Origin of the sequence: Variovorax sp. J31P179, from assembly GCF_030316985.1 — a bacterium.
In the GTDB taxonomy this organism is placed as follows: domain Bacteria; phylum Pseudomonadota; class Gammaproteobacteria; order Burkholderiales; family Burkholderiaceae_C; genus Variovorax; species Variovorax ginsengisoli_B.
Map to the genome: position 1 here is coordinate 42,008 of NZ_JASZYL010000003.1, position 18,364 is coordinate 60,371.

General features: G+C 65.7%; 20 protein-coding genes and 1 tRNA gene. All 21 read left to right on the forward strand.

Annotation, left to right across the window (positions count from 1 at the left end):
- Window positions 1-59: 59 nt before the first annotated feature.
- The 21 genes from QTI17_RS08295 to QTI17_RS08395 all read left to right on the forward strand — a co-directional run bounded on the left by QTI17_RS08295 (window position 60) and on the right by QTI17_RS08395 (window position 18,361).
- Window positions 60-1,058: an NAD(P)H-quinone oxidoreductase gene (locus QTI17_RS08295; protein WP_286532231.1), complete on the forward strand. Its 999-nt coding sequence runs from the start codon at window positions 60-62 to the stop codon at window positions 1,056-1,058.
- A gap of 11 nt (window positions 1,059-1,069) precedes the next feature.
- A complete protein-coding gene (gene tpiA / locus QTI17_RS08300; RefSeq protein ID WP_286533099.1) occupies window positions 1,070-1,822 on the forward strand; it encodes a triose-phosphate isomerase in 753 nt (250 codons plus the stop codon).
- A gap of 37 nt (window positions 1,823-1,859) precedes the next feature.
- On the forward strand, window positions 1,860-2,285 hold the full coding sequence (gene secG / locus QTI17_RS08305) for a preprotein translocase subunit SecG (protein ID WP_286532233.1): 426 nt from the start codon (window positions 1,860-1,862) through the stop codon (window positions 2,283-2,285).
- Window positions 2,286-2,407: 122 nt separating this feature from the next.
- Window positions 2,408-2,492, forward strand: a tRNA-Leu gene (locus QTI17_RS08310).
- A gap of 58 nt (window positions 2,493-2,550) precedes the next feature.
- Window positions 2,551-2,910, forward strand: a complete 360-nt coding sequence (locus QTI17_RS08315; RefSeq protein WP_286509980.1) for an NADH-quinone oxidoreductase subunit A — start codon at window positions 2,551-2,553, stop codon at window positions 2,908-2,910.
- Between the two features lie 15 nt (window positions 2,911-2,925).
- The gene (locus tag QTI17_RS08320) at window positions 2,926-3,405 is read left to right on the forward strand and encodes a NuoB/complex I 20 kDa subunit family protein (RefSeq protein ID WP_021008163.1); all 480 of its coding nucleotides are present in this window, start codon (window positions 2,926-2,928) and stop codon (window positions 3,403-3,405) included.
- Window positions 3,406-3,417: 12 nt separating this feature from the next.
- On the forward strand, window positions 3,418-4,029 hold the full coding sequence (locus QTI17_RS08325; protein WP_286532235.1) for an NADH-quinone oxidoreductase subunit C: 612 nt from the start codon (window positions 3,418-3,420) through the stop codon (window positions 4,027-4,029).
- Window positions 4,029-5,282 (forward strand): NADH-quinone oxidoreductase subunit D, encoded by a 1,254-nt coding sequence (locus tag QTI17_RS08330; protein ID WP_286529783.1) that lies wholly within the window; start codon window positions 4,029-4,031, stop codon window positions 5,280-5,282. Before QTI17_RS08325 ends, QTI17_RS08330 begins: the two co-directional genes overlap by 1 nt.
- A gap of 8 nt (window positions 5,283-5,290) precedes the next feature.
- Window positions 5,291-5,824 carry an NADH-quinone oxidoreductase subunit NuoE family protein gene (locus QTI17_RS08335; RefSeq protein ID WP_286532237.1) on the forward strand — a complete coding sequence of 178 codons (534 nt, stop codon included), beginning with the start codon at window positions 5,291-5,293 and terminating at the stop codon, window positions 5,822-5,824.
- Window positions 5,824-7,164: an NADH-quinone oxidoreductase subunit NuoF gene (gene nuoF / locus QTI17_RS08340; protein ID WP_286532239.1), complete on the forward strand. Its 1,341-nt coding sequence runs from the start codon at window positions 5,824-5,826 to the stop codon at window positions 7,162-7,164. The genes QTI17_RS08335 and nuoF overlap by 1 nt, the downstream gene beginning before the upstream one ends.
- Before the next feature lie 21 nt (window positions 7,165-7,185).
- On the forward strand, window positions 7,186-9,330 hold the full coding sequence (gene nuoG / locus QTI17_RS08345) for an NADH-quinone oxidoreductase subunit NuoG (protein ID WP_286532241.1): 2,145 nt from the start codon (window positions 7,186-7,188) through the stop codon (window positions 9,328-9,330).
- Window positions 9,327-10,403, forward strand: a complete 1,077-nt coding sequence (gene nuoH, locus QTI17_RS08350) for an NADH-quinone oxidoreductase subunit NuoH (protein ID WP_286529789.1) — start codon at window positions 9,327-9,329, stop codon at window positions 10,401-10,403. Before nuoG ends, nuoH begins: the two co-directional genes overlap by 4 nt.
- 11 nt (window positions 10,404-10,414) lie before the next feature.
- On the forward strand, window positions 10,415-10,957 hold the full coding sequence (gene nuoI, locus QTI17_RS08355; protein ID WP_286371383.1) for an NADH-quinone oxidoreductase subunit NuoI: 543 nt from the start codon (window positions 10,415-10,417) through the stop codon (window positions 10,955-10,957).
- Window positions 10,958-10,994: 37 nt separating this feature from the next.
- A complete protein-coding gene (locus QTI17_RS08360) occupies window positions 10,995-11,645 on the forward strand; it encodes an NADH-quinone oxidoreductase subunit J (protein WP_286532242.1) in 651 nt (216 codons plus the stop codon).
- On the forward strand, window positions 11,642-11,950 hold the full coding sequence (gene nuoK / locus QTI17_RS08365; RefSeq protein ID WP_286532244.1) for an NADH-quinone oxidoreductase subunit NuoK: 309 nt from the start codon (window positions 11,642-11,644) through the stop codon (window positions 11,948-11,950). The genes QTI17_RS08360 and nuoK overlap by 4 nt, the downstream gene beginning before the upstream one ends.
- A gap of 13 nt (window positions 11,951-11,963) precedes the next feature.
- Window positions 11,964-13,982: an NADH-quinone oxidoreductase subunit L gene (gene nuoL, locus QTI17_RS08370; protein WP_286532246.1), complete on the forward strand. Its 2,019-nt coding sequence runs from the start codon at window positions 11,964-11,966 to the stop codon at window positions 13,980-13,982.
- Window positions 13,983-14,006: 24 nt separating this feature from the next.
- Entirely contained in the window at window positions 14,007-15,491 is a 1,485-nt protein-coding gene (locus tag QTI17_RS08375) for an NADH-quinone oxidoreductase subunit M (protein WP_286532248.1), read from the forward strand.
- Window positions 15,492-15,499: 8 nt separating this feature from the next.
- Window positions 15,500-16,987, forward strand: coding sequence for an NADH-quinone oxidoreductase subunit NuoN (nuoN, locus tag QTI17_RS08380; RefSeq protein WP_286532250.1), 1,488 nt, complete (start codon window positions 15,500-15,502; stop codon window positions 16,985-16,987).
- 7 nt (window positions 16,988-16,994) lie between these two features.
- Window positions 16,995-17,318 carry a DUF2818 family protein gene (locus QTI17_RS08385; protein ID WP_286532252.1) on the forward strand — a complete coding sequence of 108 codons (324 nt, stop codon included), beginning with the start codon at window positions 16,995-16,997 and terminating at the stop codon, window positions 17,316-17,318.
- Between the two features lies 1 nt (window position 17,319).
- The gene (locus tag QTI17_RS08390; protein WP_286532254.1) at window positions 17,320-17,907 is read left to right on the forward strand and encodes an NUDIX domain-containing protein; all 588 of its coding nucleotides are present in this window, start codon (window positions 17,320-17,322) and stop codon (window positions 17,905-17,907) included.
- Between the two features lie 10 nt (window positions 17,908-17,917).
- Window positions 17,918-18,361 carry a DUF1178 family protein gene (locus tag QTI17_RS08395; RefSeq protein WP_286532256.1) on the forward strand — a complete coding sequence of 148 codons (444 nt, stop codon included), beginning with the start codon at window positions 17,918-17,920 and terminating at the stop codon, window positions 18,359-18,361.
- The last annotated feature ends 3 nt before the right edge of the window (window positions 18,362-18,364 follow it).

An 18,364-nucleotide genomic window follows, 5' to 3' on the forward strand; every position in this document is an offset into this window, starting at 1 on the left:
TCGCGCTGGACCGCGTGCCGCCCGCGTTCTGCGCGGCGGCCGCTACCCGGAAAGAGACCATGAAAGCCATTGAGATCACATCGTTCGGCGCCCCCGAGGTGCTGCGCATGGTGGAACGTCCTGCGCCGGTTGCCGGCGCGGGCGAATTGCTGATCCGTGTGGCCGCGAGCGGTGTCAACCGCCCCGACGTGCTGCAGCGGACCGGCAACTACCCGGTGCCGCCGGGCGCCTCCGACCTGCCCGGACTCGAAGTCGCGGGCGAGATCGTCGCCGGCGACGAGAAGGCGCTGGCCGAGGCCGGCTTCAAGATCGGCGACCACGTCTGCGCGCTGGTCGCCGGCGGCGGGTACGCCGAACTGTGCGTCGCACCGGTGGCCCAGTGCCTGCCGGTGCCCAAGGGCTGGAGCGACGTCGAGGCGGCCACGCTGCCCGAGACCTTCTTCACGGTCTGGAGCAACGTCTTCGAGCGCGGCCGCCTGCAGAAGGGCGAGACCCTGCTGATCCAGGGCGGCACCAGCGGCATCGGCGTCACCGCGATCCAGCTCGCCAAGGCGCTCGGCGCCACCGTGATCGCGACCGCCGGCAGCGACGACAAGTGCGAGGCCTGCCTGAAGCTCGGCGCCGACCACGCGATCAACTACAAGACGGCCGATTTCGCCGAAGAGACCAAGCGCCTCACCGGCGGCAAGGGCGTCGACGTCATCCTCGACATGGTGGCCGGCGGCTACGTGGCGCGCGAGATCGACTGCCTGGCCGAAGACGGCCGGCTGGTGATCATCGCGGTGCAGGGCGGTGTCAAGGCCGAGATCAACGCCGGCCTGGTGCTGCGCCGCCGCCTGACCATCACCGGCTCGACCCTGCGGCCGCGGCCGGTCGCGTTCAAGGGCGCGATCGCGAAGGCGCTGCGCGAGCGCGTCTGGCCGCTGCTCGAGAGCGGCGCGGTCAAGCCGATCATCCACAGCCGCTTCGCCGCGGCCGGGGAGCCCAGCGGCGCCGCGCAGGCCCACGTCCTGATGGAATCGAATCAGCACATCGGCAAGATCGTGCTGACCTGGTGAACAACAAAGACATGACGACCAAGAAGAAGCTGATCGCAGGCAACTGGAAGATGAACGGCAGCCTGGCTGCCAACGAGGCGCTGCTGAAGGCCTTGCTGGCGGGCGTGGGCGCCCCGGGTTGCGAAGTCGCGGTCTGCGTGCCGGCGCCTTACCTGGCGCAGGTGCAGTCGCTGGTGGCGGGTTCGCCGATCGCGCTCGGCGCGCAGGACCTCTCGGCGCAGCCGCAGGGCGCCTTCACCGGCGAGCAATCGGCGGCGATGCTGAAGGATTTCGGCGTGCGTTACGCGATCGTCGGGCACTCCGAGCGGCGCCAGTACCACGGCGAGACCGACGAGGTCGTGGCGGCCAAGACCGCCATCGCCCTGGCCAACGGCATCACGCCGATCGTCTGCGTCGGCGAGACCCTGGCGGAACGCGACGCAGGGCGCACCGAAGAGGTCGTCAAGCGCCAGCTGGCCGCCGTGATCCACGTCAACGGCCATTGCATCAGCGAGATCGTGGTGGCCTACGAGCCGGTGTGGGCCATCGGCACCGGCAAGACCGCCACGCCGGCGCAGGCGCAGGCCGTGCATGCGGTGCTGCGCGCCCAGCTGCACCATGCGGCGAGCGAGCACGCCGCCGGCATCCGCATCCTTTACGGCGGCAGCATGAACGCGGCCAATGCGGCCGAGCTGCTGGCCGAAGCCGACATCGACGGCGGCCTCATCGGCGGCGCGTCCCTGAAGGCCCCCGATTTCCTGCAGATCATTGCAGCGGCCCGCTGAACGCGCGGCCGGAAGACAAATTTAGGAGTTAGATCGAATGAACGTGGTCCTCAATATCCTGGTGGGCGTGCAGATGCTCACCGCTCTCGCGATGATCGGGCTGATCCTGGTCCAGCACGGCAAGGGCGCCGACATGGGCGCGGCCTTCGGCAGCGGCAGCGCCGGCAGCCTGTTCGGGGCCAGCGGCAGCGCGAACTTCCTGTCGCGCACCACCGCGGTGCTGGCCGCCGTGTTCTTTGCGTGCACCTTGCTGCTGGCCTACTTCGGCCATGCCCGCCCGGCGGGCGGCGGCAGCCTGCTCGAACGCGCGGCGATCGGCGCGCCCGTGGCTCCGGCCCCGGCCCCCGCGCCGGTCGATTCGGCGGCCCAGATCCCGGCCGGCAGCGCTGCCCCCGCACCGGCGGCGCCTGCCTCGGCACCGGCTGCGCCCGCCGCCGGCGCGGGCCAGATCCCGGCCAAGTGATACAAGTAGAGATCTCTTCGCTCGTCGAGTGAAAACAGGCGTTTTTCAGGGTAAACTCTAAAGCTGCACCGGAAAGCCAAAGCCTCACAAGGTTCCTCATGCCATCCGGGCAAGCAAAAACCGCGGTCGTGGTGAAATTGGTAGACACGCTATCTTGAGGGGGTAGTGGCGAAAGCTGTGCGAGTTCGAGTCTCGCCGACCGCACCAAATATCACCGGCAGGAATATTGCTTCCTGCCGGTGGCAAGCGGTGATAGAACCCCCTGATGAACCTCGATTCCTACCTCCCCGTCCTGTTGTTCATCCTGGTCGGCGTCGGAGTCGGCGTTGCGCCTCAGGTTCTGGGTTACATCCTCGGTCCCAACCGGCCCGACGCAGCTAAAAATTCCCCTTACGAGTGCGGCTTCGAAGCCTTCGAAGATGCGCGCATGAAGTTTGACGTCCGGTACTACCTGGTCGCCATCCTCTTCATTCTTTTCGACCTCGAAATCGCTTTTCTCTTTCCTTGGGCCATCGCGCTCAAGGAGGTCGGTGCCGTCGGCTTCTGGGCCATGATGATTTTCCTGGCCATCCTCGTCGTGGGCTTCGCCTACGAGTGGAAAAAGGGCGCACTCGACTGGGAATGACAAGGAATCCGCAAAATGGCCATTGAAGGCGTCATGAAGGAAGGCTTCGTCACCACCACCTACGACTCGGTGGTGAACTGGGCCAAGACCGGATCACTGTGGCCCATGACCTTCGGTCTGGCCTGCTGTGCCGTGGAGATGATGCACGCGGGCGCCGCCCGCTACGACATCGACCGCTTCGGCATGCTGTTCCGCCCCAGCCCGCGCCAGTCCGATCTGATGATCGTGGCCGGCACGCTGTGCAACAAGATGGCGCCGGCGCTGCGCAAGGTCTACGACCAGATGCCCGAGCCGCGCTGGGTGCTGTCGATGGGCTCGTGCGCCAATGGCGGTGGCTACTACCACTACAGCTATTCGGTCGTGCGCGGCTGCGACCGCATCGTGCCGGTCGACGTCTATGTGCCGGGCTGCCCGCCGACCGCCGAGGCGCTTCTGTACGGAATCATCCAACTCCAGCAGAAGATCCGCCGCACCAACACGATCGCGCGCGCCTGAAGAGCGAGAGACATGACCGACTTTGCCATTTCTCCCGAGGCGCTGCAGACCCAGATCACCGAAACACTTGGCTCCAAGGCGAAGAGCGTCGTGCTCGCGCTGGGCGAGGTGACGGTGGTGGTGGGTGCCGCCGACTATCTCGAAGCCGCCACCTTGCTGCGTGACGCGCCGGGCTGCCGCTTCGAGCAGCTGATCGACCTCTGCGGCATGGACTACTCCGGCTACCGCGACGGCGAGTGGCAAGGCGAGCGCTTCGGCGTCGTCTCGCACCTGCTGTCGGTGAGTCTCAACCAGCGCGTGCGCCTCAAGGTGTTCGTGCCGAACGAAGACCTGCCGGTCGTCGATTCGCTGACCAGCGTCTGGAACGCGGCCGGCTGGTTCGAGCGCGAAGCCTTCGACCTCTACGGCATCGTGTTCGAGGGGCACGACGACCTGCGCCGCATCCTGACCGACTACGGCTTCATCGGCCACCCGTTCCGCAAGGATTTCCCGGTGTCGGGCCATGTCGAGATGCGCTATGACCCGGAACAGAAGCGCGTGATCTACCAGCCGGTCTCAATCGAGCCGCGCGAGATCACGCCGCGCGTGATCCGCGAAGACAACTACGGTGGTGGATTGCACTGATGGCCGAAATCAAGAACTACACGCTGAACTTCGGTCCCCAGCATCCGGCAGCACACGGCGTGCTGCGCCTCGTGCTCGAGCTCGACGGCGAAGTCATCCAGCGCGCCGACCCGCATATCGGCCTGCTGCACCGCGCCACCGAGAAGCTCGCCGAGTCGCGCACCTTCATCCAGTCGCTGCCCTACATGGACCGTCTCGACTACGTGTCGATGATGAGCAACGAGCATGCGTACTGCCTCGCGATCGAGCGCCTCATGGGCCTCGACGTGCCGCTGCGGGCGCAATACATCCGCGTCATGTTCGCCGAGATCACCCGGCTGCTGAACCACCTGCTGTGGCTCGGCGCGCACGGTCTCGACTGCGGCGCGATGAACATGCTCATCTACTGCTTCCGCGAGCGCGAAGACCTGTTCGACATGTACGAGGCGGTGTCGGGTGCGCGCATGCACGCGGCCTACTTCCGTCCGGGCGGTGTCTACCGCGACCTGCCGGACGTCATGCCGCAGTACAAGGTCAGCAAGATCAAGAACGCGAAGGCGATCGAGCGGCTCAACGAGAATCGCCAGGGCTCGCTGCTCGACTTCATCGACGACTTCTGCAAGCGCTTCCCGAAGATGGTCGACGAGTACGAGACGCTGCTCACCGACAACCGCATCTGGAAGCAGCGCACCGTGGGCATCGGCGTGGTGTCGCCGGAGCGCGCGCTCAACCTCGGCTTCACCGGCCCGATGCTGCGTGGCTCGGGCATCGCCTGGGACCTGCGCAAGAAGCAGCCCTACGACGTCTACGACCGCATGGAGTTCGACGTCCCGGTGGGCGTCACCGGCGACTGCTACGACCGCTACCTGGTGCGCGTCGAGGAGATGCGCCAGGCCAACAAGATCATCCAGCAATGCTCGGCCTGGCTGCGTGCCAACCCGGGCCCGGTGATCACCGCCAACCACAAGGTGGCGGCGCCGGCGCGCGAGTCCATGAAGGCCAACATGGAAGAGCTGATCCATCACTTCAAGCTCTTCACCGAAGGTTTCCATGTGCCCGAAGGCGAGGCCTACGCCGCCGTCGAGCATCCCAAGGGCGAGTTCGGCATCTACCTCGTGAGCGACGGTGCCAACAAGCCCTACCGCCTGAAGATCCGCGCACCGGGCTTCCCGCATCTGGCGGCCCTGGACGAAATGGCGCGCGGCCACATGATTGCCGACGCTGTCGCCGTGATCGGCACCATGGACATCGTGTTCGGCGAGATCGATCGATGAGCCTTCCCATGCATTCCGACACTTCTTCCCACGGCAGCCAAGCGGCGCTGTCGGCCGCCACGCTGGAGCGTTTCGCCCGCGAGGTCGCCAAGTACCCGCCGGCCGGCAAGCAGTCGGCCGTGATGGCCTGCCTGGCGATCGTGCAGCAGGACGAGGGCTTCGTGAGCGAGCAGCGCGAGCGCGAGATCGCCGCCTACCTCGGCATGGCCCCGATCGCGGTGCACGAGGTCACGACCTTCTACAACATGTACAACCAGCGGCCGCTGGGCGCGTACAAGCTCAACGTCTGCACCAATCTGCCGTGCCAGCTGCGCGACGGCGCGAAGGCGCTGGCCCATCTCGAGCAGAAGCTCGGCATCCGCATGGGCGAGACCACGCCCGACGGCATGTTCACCTTGCAGCAGAGCGAGTGCCTCGGCGCCTGCGCCGACTCGCCGGTGATGCTGGTCAACGACCGCACCATGTGCAGCTTCATGAGCAACGAGAAGCTCGACCAGCTGATCGACGGCTTGCGCGGCGCCACCGCAAAGGGAGCCCAATGATGTCGCCCGAGCAAGTACTCCAGCAGTTCCAGGCCACTGGCGTCCAGACCTGCTTCCACGACCGCCACATCGAGCCCCAGATCTATGCCGGCCTGAACGGCACCAACTGGCGCCTGGCCGACTACGAGGCGCGCGGCGGCTACAAGGCGCTGCGCAAGATCCTCACCGAGGGCCTGACGCCCGACCAGGTGATCGCCGAAGTCAAGGCCTCGGGCCTGCGCGGCCGCGGTGGCGCCGGATTCCCGACCGGCCTCAAGTGGAGCTTCATGCCGCGCCAGTTCCCGGGCCAGAAGTACCTGGTCTGCAACTCGGACGAGGGCGAGCCCGGCACCTGCAAGGACCGCGACATCCTGCAGTTCAATCCGCACATCGTGATCGAGGGCATGGCCATCGCCGCCTATGCGATGGGCATCAGCGTGGGCTACAACTACATCCACGGCGAGATCTTCCAGACCTACGACCGCTTTGAAGAGGCGCTCGAAGAGGCGCGCGCCGCCGGCTATCTCGGCGACGGCATCATGGGCAGCGCCTACAACTTCCAGCTGCATGCGGCGCACGGCTTCGGCGCCTACATCTGCGGCGAAGAGACCGCACTGCTCGAATCGCTCGAAGGCAAGAAGGGCCAGCCGCGCTTCAAGCCGCCGTTCCCGGCCAGCTTCGGCCTCTACGGCAAGCCGACCACGATCAACAACACCGAGACCTTCGCGGCCGTGCCGTGGATCATCAACAACGGCGGCGTGGCCTACCTCGAGTGCGGCAAGCCGAACAACGGCGGCACCAAGATCTACTCGGTCAGCGGTGACGTCGAGCTCCCCGGCAACTACGAAGTGCCGATGGGCACGCCGTTCTCGAAGCTGCTCGAGCTCGCGGGCGGCGTGCGCAAGGGCCGCCAGCTCAAGGCCGTGATCCCGGGCGGATCGTCGGCGCCGGTGCTGCCGGCCGACATCATGATGCAGTGCACGATGGACTACGACTCCATCGCCAAGGCCGGCTCGATGCTGGGCTCGGGCGCGGTCATCGTGATGGACGACAGCCGCTCGATGGTCGAGTCGCTCAAGCGCCTCTCGTATTTCTACATGCACGAATCCTGCGGCCAGTGCACGCCCTGCCGCGAGGGCACGGGCTGGCTCTGGCGGGTGGTCGACCGCATCCACAACGGCCATGGCAAGGCGTCCGACATGGACCTGCTGAACTCGGTCGCCGACAACATCCAGGGCCGCACCATCTGCGCGCTGGGCGATGCCGCCGCGATGCCGGTGCGGGCCATGATCAAGCACTTCCGTCACGAGTTCGAGGCACTGATCCCGGGCTACGTCCCGAAGACGGCCGCCCGGGCCTGACGAGCGCGAGAAGAAAAACATATGGTTGAAATCGAACTCGACGGCAAGAAGGTCGACATCGTCGAAGGCAGCATGATCATGCATGCGGCCGACAAGGCGGGTACCTACATCCCGCACTTCTGCTATCACAAGAAACTCAGCATCGCGGCCAACTGCCGCATGTGCCTGGTCGACGTCGAGAAGGCGCCCAAGCCGATGCCGGCCTGCGCCACCCCCGTGACGCAGGGCATGATCGTCCGCACCAAGAGCGACAAGGCCATCAAGGCCCAGCAGTCGGTGATGGAGTTCCTGCTGATCAACCACCCGCTCGATTGCCCGATCTGCGACCAGGGCGGCGAATGCCAGCTGCAGGACCTGGCCGTGGGCTACGGCGGCTCTTCCTCGCGCTACGAGGAAGAAAAGCGCGTCGTCTTCCACAAGGACGTCGGCCCGCTGATCAGCATGGAAGAGATGAGCCGCTGCATCCATTGCACGCGCTGCGTCCGCTTCGGCCAGGAAGTGGCCGGCGTGATGGAGCTCGGCATGTCGCATCGCGGCGAGCACTCCGAGATCGAGACCTTCCTGGGCGACTCGGTCGACTCCGAGCTGTCGGGCAACATGATCGACATCTGCCCGGTCGGCGCGCTCACCAGCAAGCCATTCCGCTACAGCGCCCGCACCTGGGAGCTGTCGCGCCGCAAGTCGGTCAGCCCGCACGACTCCACCGGTGCCAACCTGATCGTCCAGGTCAAGAACAACCGCGTGATGCGCGTGGTGCCGCTCGAGAACGAAGACGTCAACGAGTGCTGGATCGCCGACCGCGACCGCTTCTCGTACGAGGCCCTCAACGGCCCCGAGCGCCTGACGCAGCCGATGCTGAAGCAGGGCGGCCAGTGGCAGCAGGTCGACTGGCAGACCGCGCTCGAATACGTCGCCAATGGCTTGAAGCAGATCAAGGCCGACCACGGCGCGAAGAGCATCGGCACGCTCGCCAGCCCGCACAGCACGCTCGAAGAGCTGCAGCTGGCCAAGCTGCTGACCCACGGCCTGGGCAGCGGCAACATCGACTACCGCCTGCGCAACGCCGAGTTCGGCGCCGCCGAAGGCATCCGCTGGCTCGGCACTTCCGTGGCTTCGCTGTCGCAGCTGCAGCGCGTGCTGGTGGTCGGCTCGAACCTGCGCAAGGACCATCCGCTGTTCGCCCAGCGCATCCGCCAGTCGGTCCGCAAGGGTGGGGCGCTGAGCGCCATCACCTCGGCCGAACTGCTGGCCGATGCCGACGCCTGGGCCATGCCGATCGCCAACGCCGTCACCCTGCCGGCCGACCAATGGGTCGACGCGCTGGTCGAACTGGCGGGCGCCATCGCCGAAAGCACAGGCGCCCAGGCACCGGTCGCCCTCAGCGGCGCCGCCAGCGACGCCGCGAAGGCGCTGGCCGCCTCGCTGCTCGGCGGCGAACGCAAGGCGATCCTGCTCGGCAATGCCGCGGCCCATCACGCCCGCGCCGGCAGCCTGCTGGCGCTGGCCAACTGGATCGGCGCCCAGACTGGCGCCAGCGTCGGCTACCTGACCGAAGCCGCCAACACGGTCGGCGCGCAACTGGTCGGCGCGCTGCCGCGCGACGGCGCCCTGAACGCCGCCCAGATGCTCGCAGGCGGCCTCAAGGCCGTGCTGCTGCTCAACACCGAACCCGTGTTCGACTCGGCCGCCGGCGAGGCCGCGATCGAAGGCCTCGCGCACGCGCAGATGGTCGTCACGCTGAGCCCGTTCAAGGCCAACCTCGAATTCAGCGACGTGCTGCTGCCGATCGCGCCGTTCACCGAAACGCCGGGCACCTTCGTCAATGCCGAAGGCCGCCTGCAGAGCTTCCATGCGGTCGTCAAGCCGCAGGGCGAAGCGCGTCCGGCCTGGAAGGTGCTGCGCGTGCTGGCGAACCTGCTCGGCCTGCCGGGCTTCGCCTTCGAATCCACCGCCGACGTGCTGGCCGAGATCGACTCGCCGGTCCAGGTCGCGGCCGGAAAGCTGTCCAACGCCACCGCCGCCGAGATCGACATGGGCGTCGCGGCCGAATCGGCCCCGGTGGTCGCGAGCATCTACCAGCTCGACTCGATCGTGCGCCGCGCGCCTTCGCTGCAGCTCACCGCCGACGCCCGCCAGGCCGCGGCCCTGCAGGAGGTGTCGGCATGATCGACGCGCTGCACGGCTTCGGCCTCGGCCTGGTCTCGGCCGGCTGGTGGACCGGCTTCCTCTGGCCGGTGATCTGGACCCTGATCAAGATCATCGTCGTCGTGATCCCGCTGATGGGCGCGGTCGCCTACCTCACGCTCTGGGAGCGCAAGGCCATCGGCTTCACGCAGATCCGCATCGGCCCCAACCGCATCGGCCCGCTGGGCCTGCTGCAGCCGATCGCCGACGCGCTCAAGCTGCTGACCAAGGAAATCATCCTCCCGACGGTGGCCAACAAGGGCTTGTTCCTGCTCGGCCCGATCATGACCATCATGCCGGCGCTGGCCGCCTGGGCGGTCATTCCATTCGGACCCGAGGTCGCGCTCGCCAACATCAACGCCGGCCTGCTGTTCGTCATGGCCATCACCTCGCTCGAGGTCTATGGCGTGATCATCGCGGGCTGGGCCTCGAACTCGAAGTACGCCTTCCTGGGTGCGCTGCGCGCGTCGGCCCAGATGGTCAGCTACGAAATCGCGATGGGCTTCTGCTTCGTGGTCGTGCTGATGGTGTCGGCCAGCCTGAACATGACGGACATCGTGATGGGGCAGGGCAGGGGCCATTTCGCCTCGATGGGCATCGGCTTCCTGTCGTGGAACTGGCTGTCGCTGCTGCCGATCTTCGTCGTCTACTTCATCTCGGGCCTGGCCGAAACCAACCGCCACCCCTTCGACGTCGTCGAAGGCGAATCGGAAATCGTCGCCGGCCACATGATCGAGTACTCGGGCATGAGCTTCGCGATGTTCTTCCTGGCCGAGTACGCCAACATGTGGCTGGTCTCGATCCTGTGCGCGGTGCTGTTCCTCGGCGGCTGGCTGCCCCCGTTCGACTTCCTGGCCTTCATCCCGGGCTGGATCTGGCTCGGCATCAAGACCTTCTGCGTGGTCACGATGTTCCTCTGGGTCCGTTCGACCTTCCCGCGCTTCCGCTATGACCAGATCATGCGGCTGGGCTGGAAGATCTTCATTCCGGTCACCTTGGTGTGGCTGGTGGTGGTCGGCGCCTGGATGCAGACCCCCTTCAACATCTGGAAATAACCGGAACTGCCATGACTGCGCCTTCTGCCAGCGCGCTTGCGCGCTCCTCCACGACCGCCTCCGCGCCTTTCTCGCTCAAGGACTTCCTGTCCAGCTTCATGCTGGTGGAACTGTTCAAGGGCCTCGCGCTGACCGGCAAGTACGCCTTCAGCCGCAAGATCACCGTCCAGTTCCCGGAAGAGAAGACGCCGCTGTCGCCACGCTTTCGCGGCCTGCATGCGCTGCGCCGCTACGAGAACGGCGAAGAGCGCTGCATCGCCTGCAAGCTCTGCGAGGCCGTGTGCCCGGCGCTCGCGATCACGATCGAATCCGATGTCCGCGACGACGGCTCGCGCCGCACCACGCGCTACGACATCGACCTGACCAAGTGCATCTTCTGCGGCTTCTGCGAAGAAAGCTGCCCGGTCGACTCGATCGTCGAAACCCACATCTTCGAGTACCACGGCGAGAAGCGGGGCGACCTGTACTTCACCAAGGACATGCTGCTCGCCGTCGGCGACCGCTACGAAAAAGAAATCGCCGCCAACAAGGCGGCGGACGCCAAGTACCGCTGAAGCGGCTGGCTGAACCCGAAGAAAACGAATCCTATCCATGGACGCCAAGACCGGTCTGTTCTATCTGTTTGCCGCGGTGCTGCTGTTTGCAGCCTTCCGCGTCATCACCGCGCGCAACCCCGTGTATGCGGCGCTCTACCTGGTGCTGGCGTTCTTCCAGGCATCGGCCATCTGGCTCCTGCTGCGCGCGGAGTTCCTTGCCATCACGCTGGTCCTCGTCTATGTCGGGGCGGTGATGGTGCTGTTCCTGTTCGTGGTGATGATGCTGGACATCAATGTCGAAGGCCTGCGAGAGGGCTTCTGGAAGCACTTCCCGCTGGCCGCCGGGGTGGGTGCGCTGATTGCGCTTGAAATGGCCGCAGTGCTGATGGGCGGCTTCCGCCTGACCTCGCCGAAGACCCTGTCGGCGATTCAGGGCCCAGAGACCTCGAACACGCTCGAACTCGGCAAGCTGCTCTATTCGCAATACCTCTATCCGCTGGAAATCGCTGCCGTGATCCTGCTGGTGGCGATCATCGCCGCCATCGCGCTGACCCTGCGCACCCGCAAGGACAGCAAGTACGTGAACCCGGCCGACCAGGTCCGCGTCAAGGCGCGCGACCGCGTGCGCATCGTCCAGATGCCCGTCACGCGACAGGCCGAACCGGCCGCGGAGCCAGCAGCGCCCGCAGCGGAGACCAAGGCATGACGCTCACGCTCGGACACTTTCTTTCGCTAGGCGCGATGCTCTTCGCGCTGTCGGTCATCGGCATTTTCCTGAACCGCAAGAACCTGATCGTGCTGCTCATGTGCGTCGAGCTGATGCTGCTCGCGGTCAACATGAACTTCGTCGCCTTCTCGTATTTCCTCGGCGACATGCACGGGCAGGTCTTCGTGTTCTTCATCCTGACGGTCGCGGCGGCCGAGTCGGCCATCGGGCTGGCGCTGCTGGTGCTGCTGTTCCGCAACAAGTCGAACATCAACGTCGACGAGCTGAATGCGCTGAAGGGCTGAAGAAGGTTTACTCATGAGCGCTACTCTTTCCGCATCCACCCTGCTGGCCGTTCCGCTGGCGCCACTGGTCGGCGCCGTCGTCGCCGGCCTGTTCGGCACGAAGTTCGGCGGCAACCACATCGGCCGCCGCGTCACCCATTCGCTGACCATCCTCGGCGTGCTGGTGTCCTTCATCATTTCGGCGATGACGCTCGACAGCGTGGTCAACGACGGTGCCCGTTTCAACGCCACCATCTACGAATGGATGACGGTCGGCGGCCTCAAGATGGAAGTCGGCTTCCTGATCGACGGCCTGACCGCGATGATGATGTGCGTCGTGACCTTCGTGTCGCTGATGGTCCACATCTACACCATCGGCTACATGCAGGACGATGACGGCTACAACCGCTTCTTCGCCTACATCTCGCTCTTCACCTTCTCGATGCTGATGCTCGTCATGAGCAACAACATGCTCCAGCTGTTCTTCGGCTGGGAGGCGGTGGGCCTGGTGTCCTACCTGCTGATCGGCTTCTGGTACAACCGGCCGACCGCGATCTTCGCCAACATGAAGGCCTTCCTGGTCAACCGGGTCGGCGACTTCGGCTTCATCCTGGGCATCGGCTTGCTGGCCGCCTACGCCGGCTCGTTGAACTACGGCGAAGTCTTCGGCAAGGCCGACGCGCTGGCCAAGCTGAACTTCCCGGGCACCGAGTGGATGCTGCTCACGGTGGCCTGCATCTGCCTGTTCATCGGCGCCATGGGCAAGAGCGCGCAGTTCCCGCTGCACGTCTGGCTGCCCGACTCGATGGAAGGCCCGACCCCGATCTCCGCCCTGATCCACGCCGCGACCATGGTCACGGCCGGCATCTTCATGGTGGCGCGGATGTCGCCGCTGTTCGAACTGAGCGACACGGCCCTGAGCTTCATCCTCGTGATCGGCGGCATCACCGCGCTGTTCATGGGCTTCCTGGGCGTCATCCAGAACGACATCAAGCGCGTGGTGGCCTATTCCACGCTGTCGCAGCTCGGCTACATGACCGTGGCACTCGGCGCCTCGGCCTATTCGGTGGCCGTGTTCCACCTGATGACGCACGCCTTCTTCAAGGCGCTGCTGTTCCTCGGCGCCGGCTCGGTGATCATCGGCATGCACCACAACCAGGACATGCGCTGGATGGGCAATGTGCGCAAGTACATGCCGATCACCTGGATCACCTCGCTGGTGGGCTCGCTGGCGCTGATCGGGACGCCGTTCTTCTCGGGCTTCTATTCGAAGGACAGCATCATCGAAGCGGTGCACGAGAGCCACCTGTGGGGGTCGGGCTTCGCCTACTTCGCGGTGCTGGCGAGCGTGTTCGTCACCGCGCTCTATTCGTTCCGCATGTATTTCATGGTGTTCCACGGCAAGGAGCGCTTCGACCAGAACCCGGACGCGCACCACGACGACCACGGTCACGGCCACGACGACCATCACGAGCCGCACGAGTCGCCGTGGGTGGTCTGGGTGCCGCTGGTCGCGCTGGCGATCCCGTCGGTCGTGATCGGCTTCATGACGATCGAGCCGTTGCTTTTCGGCGAGTTCTTCAAGGGTGCGATCTACGTCGACGCAAGCAAGCATGAAGCCATGAAGGAACTGGCCGAGGCTTTCCACGGTCCGGTGGCGATGGCCCTCCACGGCCTGACGGCAGCGCCGTTCTGGCTCGCACTCGCCGGTGTCGTGGTGGCCTGGTACCTGTACCTGGTCAACCCGGCCCTGCCGGCCGCGATCAAGCGCGCCTTCGGCCCGATCTACACCCTGCTCGAGAACAAGTACTACATGGACTGGTTCAACGAGAACGTCATTGCCCGCGCCACCCGCGCCCTCGGCACCGGCCTCTGGAAGGGCGGCGACCAGGGGATCATCGACGGCGGCATCGTCAACGGCTCATGGAAGCTGGTCGGCCGCATCGCAGGTGCGGTGCGCTGGCTGCAGACGGGCTTTATCTATCACTACGCTTTCTCGATGCTGATCGGCATCTTCGTCCTGATGTCGTACTTCGTCTGGTTCAAGCGGTAAGCGGCTCTCTGGAGAAAAACAAAAATGGGTTTGTTGAGCCTTGCCATATGGATGCCGATCGCCTTCGGCGTCGTGCTGTTGGCCTTCGGTCGGGATGAACACGCCAGGGGCGTGCGCTGGGTTGCGCTGATCGGTTCGGTCGCGAGCTTCCTGGTCACCTTGCCGCTCTGGTCGCGATTCCAGAACGGCACCGCGGCGATGCAGTTCGTCGAGAAGGAGCGCTGGATCGAGCGCTTCAATATCCACTACCACGTCGGCCTGGACGGCATCTCGTTCTGGCTGGTGCTGCTGACCGCCTTCATCACCGTGATCGTCGTGATCTCGGCCTGGGAGGTCATCACCGAGCGCGTGAACCAGTACATGGGCGCCTTCCTGATCCTCTCGGGGCTCATGATCGGCACCTTCTCGGCGCTCGACGGCATCCTGTTCTACACCTTCTTCGAAGCCACCCTGATCCCGATGTACCTGATCATCGGTATCTGGGGCGGTCCGAACAAGATCTACGCGGCCTTCAAGTTCTTCATCTATACCTTGCTCGGCTCGCTGCTGATGCTGGTCGCGCTGATCTACCTGTACAACAAGTCGGGCGGCAGCTTCGACATCCTGACCTGGCACAAGCTGCCGCTGTCGGGCCAGGCGCAGACCTTCCTGTTCTTCGCCTTCTTCTCGGCCTTCGCGGTCAAGGTGCCGATGTGGCCGGTCCATACTTGGTTGCCCGACGTGCACGTTGAGGCACCCACCGGCGGCTCCGCGGTGCTGGCGGCGATCATGCTGAAGCTCGGCGCCTACGGCTTCCTGCGCTTCTCGATGCCGATCGCGCCCGATGCCTCGCACGAATGGGCCTGGCTCATGATCGCGCTGTCGCTGATCGCGGTGATCTACGTCGGCCTGGTGGCGCTGGTGCAGCAGGACATGAAGAAGCTGGTGGCCTATTCGTCGGTGGCCCACATGGGCTTCGTGACGCTCGGCTTCTTCATCTTCAACGAACTCGGCGTCGCCGGCGGCATCGTCCAGATGATTGCCCACGGCTTCGTCTCGGGCGCGATGTTCCTTTGCATCGGCGTGCTCTACGACCGCGTGCATTCGCGCCAGATCGCCGACTACGGCGGCGTGGTCAACACCATGCCCAAGTTCGCCGCCTTCGCGCTGCTGTTCGCGATGGCCAACTGCGGGCTGCCGGCCACCGCCGGTTTCGTCGGCGAATGGATGGTGATCCTCGGCGCGGTCAAGGCCAACTTCTGGCTCGGCGTCGGTGCCGCGACCGCGCTGATCTTCGGCGCCGCCTACACGCTGTGGATGTACAAGCGGGTCTACCTGGGATCGGTCGGCAACGACCACGTCAAGGAGCTCAGCGACATCAATGCGCGTGAATTCCTGATGCTGGCGCTGCTGGCGATCGCCGTGCTGTGGATGGGCCTGTATCCGAAGCCCGTCACCGATGTGATGAATGCCTCCGTGGACGGGCTGCTGCAGCACGTGTCCATCTCCAAGCTGCCCAAGCTGCCGTAAGAAACAAGATGATTGACAAACTCAGCTGGATGACGATCTACCCCGAGGTAGTGCTGCTGATCATGACCTGCGTGATCGCGCTGCTCGATCTCGCCTCGACCAGCCCGCGCCGCACCGGCACCTACATCCTGACCCTGCTCACGCTCGCGATCGTCGCGGTGCTGACCGGCTTCAACGCCTCCCTGGGCAAGACCATCTACGGCTTCGGCGGCATGGTCGTGAGCGACCCGATGGGCAACTGGCTCAAGTGCTTCGCGACGCTGGCGCTGATGGTCACGCTGGTCTACGGCCGGCCCTACGCGGGCGACCGCGGCATGCTGCAGGGCGGCGAGATGTTCACGATGAGCCTGCTGGCGCTGCTGGGCATGTTCGTCATGATGTCGGGCAGCAACTTCCTGCTGATCTATCTCGGCCTCGAACTGCTGACGCTCTCGAGCTATGCGCTGGTGGCGCTGCGCCGCGACAACGCGGTCGCCAGCGAAGCCGCCATGAAGTACTTCGTGCTCGGCGCGATGGCCAGCGGCTTCCTGCTCTACGGCCTGTCGATGATGTACGGCGCCACCGGCTCGCTCGACATCAACGAGGTGTTCAAGGCGATCGCCAGCCGTCAGGTGAACCACCAGGTGCTGGTGTTCGGCCTGGTCTTCATCGTCGCCGGCCTGGCCTTCAAGGTCGGTGCCGCTCCGTTCCACATGTGGGTGCCCGACGTCTACCAGGGCGCGCCGACCGCGGTCACGCTGATGATCGGCGCCGCGCCCGAACTGGCCGCCTTCGCGATCATCATCCGCCTGCTGGTCGAAGGCCTGCTGCCGCTGGCGATCGACTGGCAGCAGATGCTGGCGCTGCTGGCCATCGCCTCGCTGCTGGTCGGCAACCTGGCCGCGATCGCCCAGTCCAACCTCAAGCGCATGCTGGCCTACTCGACCATCGCGCAGATGGGCTTCATGCTGCTCGGCCTGGTGGCGGGCGTGGTCAACGGCAACACCTACAACGCCCAGTTCGCCTACAGCGCGGCGATGTTCTACATCATCACCTACGTGCTGACCACGCTGGCGAGCTTCGGCATCATCCTGCTGCTGGCGCGCGAAGGCTTCGAGAGCGAGGAGATCACCGACCTGGCCGGCCTCAACCAGCGCAGCCCGCTGTATGCCGGCGTGATGGCGATCGCCATGTTCTCGCTGGCCGGCATTCCGCCGCTGGTCGGCTTCTACGCCAAGCTGGCGGTGCTGCAGGCGCTGATCGCCTCCGGCCAGGGCATCTACATCGGCCTCGCGGTGTTCGCGGTCGTGATGTCGCTGATCGGCGCGTTCTACTACATCCGCGTGGTCAAGGTCATGTACTTCGACGCCCCGGTCACCGCGAGCACCGTCTCGGCGCCGCGCGACGTGCGCACCGTGCTGACGCTCAACGGCGCCCTGATCCTGATCCTCGGCATCCTGCCGGGCGGCCTCATGACGCTGTGCGCGAACGCGATCGTGGCCACGCTGGCCACCTGAGCGCGACGTGTCCCAGAGCGCGTCGGTCTGGATGGTGCTGGGGCTCGCGCTGCTGGCGGCCAACCTGCCGTTCCTGAACGAGCGCCTGCTCGGCCTGGTCCCGCTGGCGGGGCGCACCAAGTCGCTGGCCATCCGGCTGGCCGAACTGGTGCTGCTCTATGCCGTGGTCGGCGCCGTCGGGCTGCTGTTCGAGCGCCGGGTCGGGCAGATCGCGCCGCAGGGCTGGGAGTTCTACGCCGTCACGGCGGCGCTGTTCATCGTGCTGGCCTTTCCGGGCTTCACGTGGCGCTACCTCATGAAGCATCGCCACGCGCACCCGCACCCTCACTGACATGACCGACAAGCACCTCAAGGAAGAATGCACCGCCAGCGTAGAGCTGTTCAAGGGCAACTTCCTGCATGCCAAGCGCGACACGGTGCGCCTGCCGGACGGCCATACCGCGACCCGCGAATACGTGGTGCATCCGGGCGCGGTGGTGGTGATTCCGCTGCTCGAAGACGGCCGGCTGGTGCTCGAGCGCCAGTACCGCTACCCGATCGGCCATGTCATGACCGAGTTCCCCGCCGGCAAGCTCGATGCCGGCGAGGACCCGCTGCTGTGCGGCCAGCGCGAGCTGCTCGAAGAGACCGGCTACACGGCCCGCGAATGGGCCCGTGCCGGCGCGATGCACCTGGCGGTCGCCTATTCGACCGAGATCATCCATGTCTATTTCGCGCGCGGCCTGACGCTGGGCGACCGGCAACTCGACCATGGCGAGTTCCTGGACGTCATCACGGCCACGGCCGAGCAACTGCTGGACTGGTGCCGCGACGGCACGGTGTCGGACGCCAAGACGCTGACCTGCACGCTCTGGCTGCAGAACGTCCTGTCGGGCGCATGGGTGCTCGACTGGCACAGCGCGTCGTCGCCCAACGCCTGATAATCGGCGCATGAAGGTCCTCAACCTCCAGTGCGCCCATGGCCACGGCTTCGAGGGGTGGTTTGCGTCGCAGGACGCATTCGACACCCAGCTTGCCGACGGCCTGGTGGAATGCCCGATGTGCGGCGACACCGCGATCACCAAGCTGCTGGCCGCGCCGCGGCTGAATCTCGCCAATGCCCGGCCGCCGGCGGAAGCCGCGCCGGCCAAGCTGCCGGCCGCCGCCGATTCGCCCGAGGCGCGCTGGCTGCGCGCGGTGCGCGAGGTGATTTCCCAGACCGAGGACGTCGGCGAGCGTTTCGTCGACGAAGCCCGCAAGATGCACTACGGTGAAGCCGAGGAGCGCGGCATTCGCGGCCAGGCGACGCCCGAACAGGCACGCTCGCTGGCTGACGAGGGTATTCCGGTGTTCACGCTGCCCCTGCCGGCAGCCCTCAAGGAGACGCTGCAGTAGCCT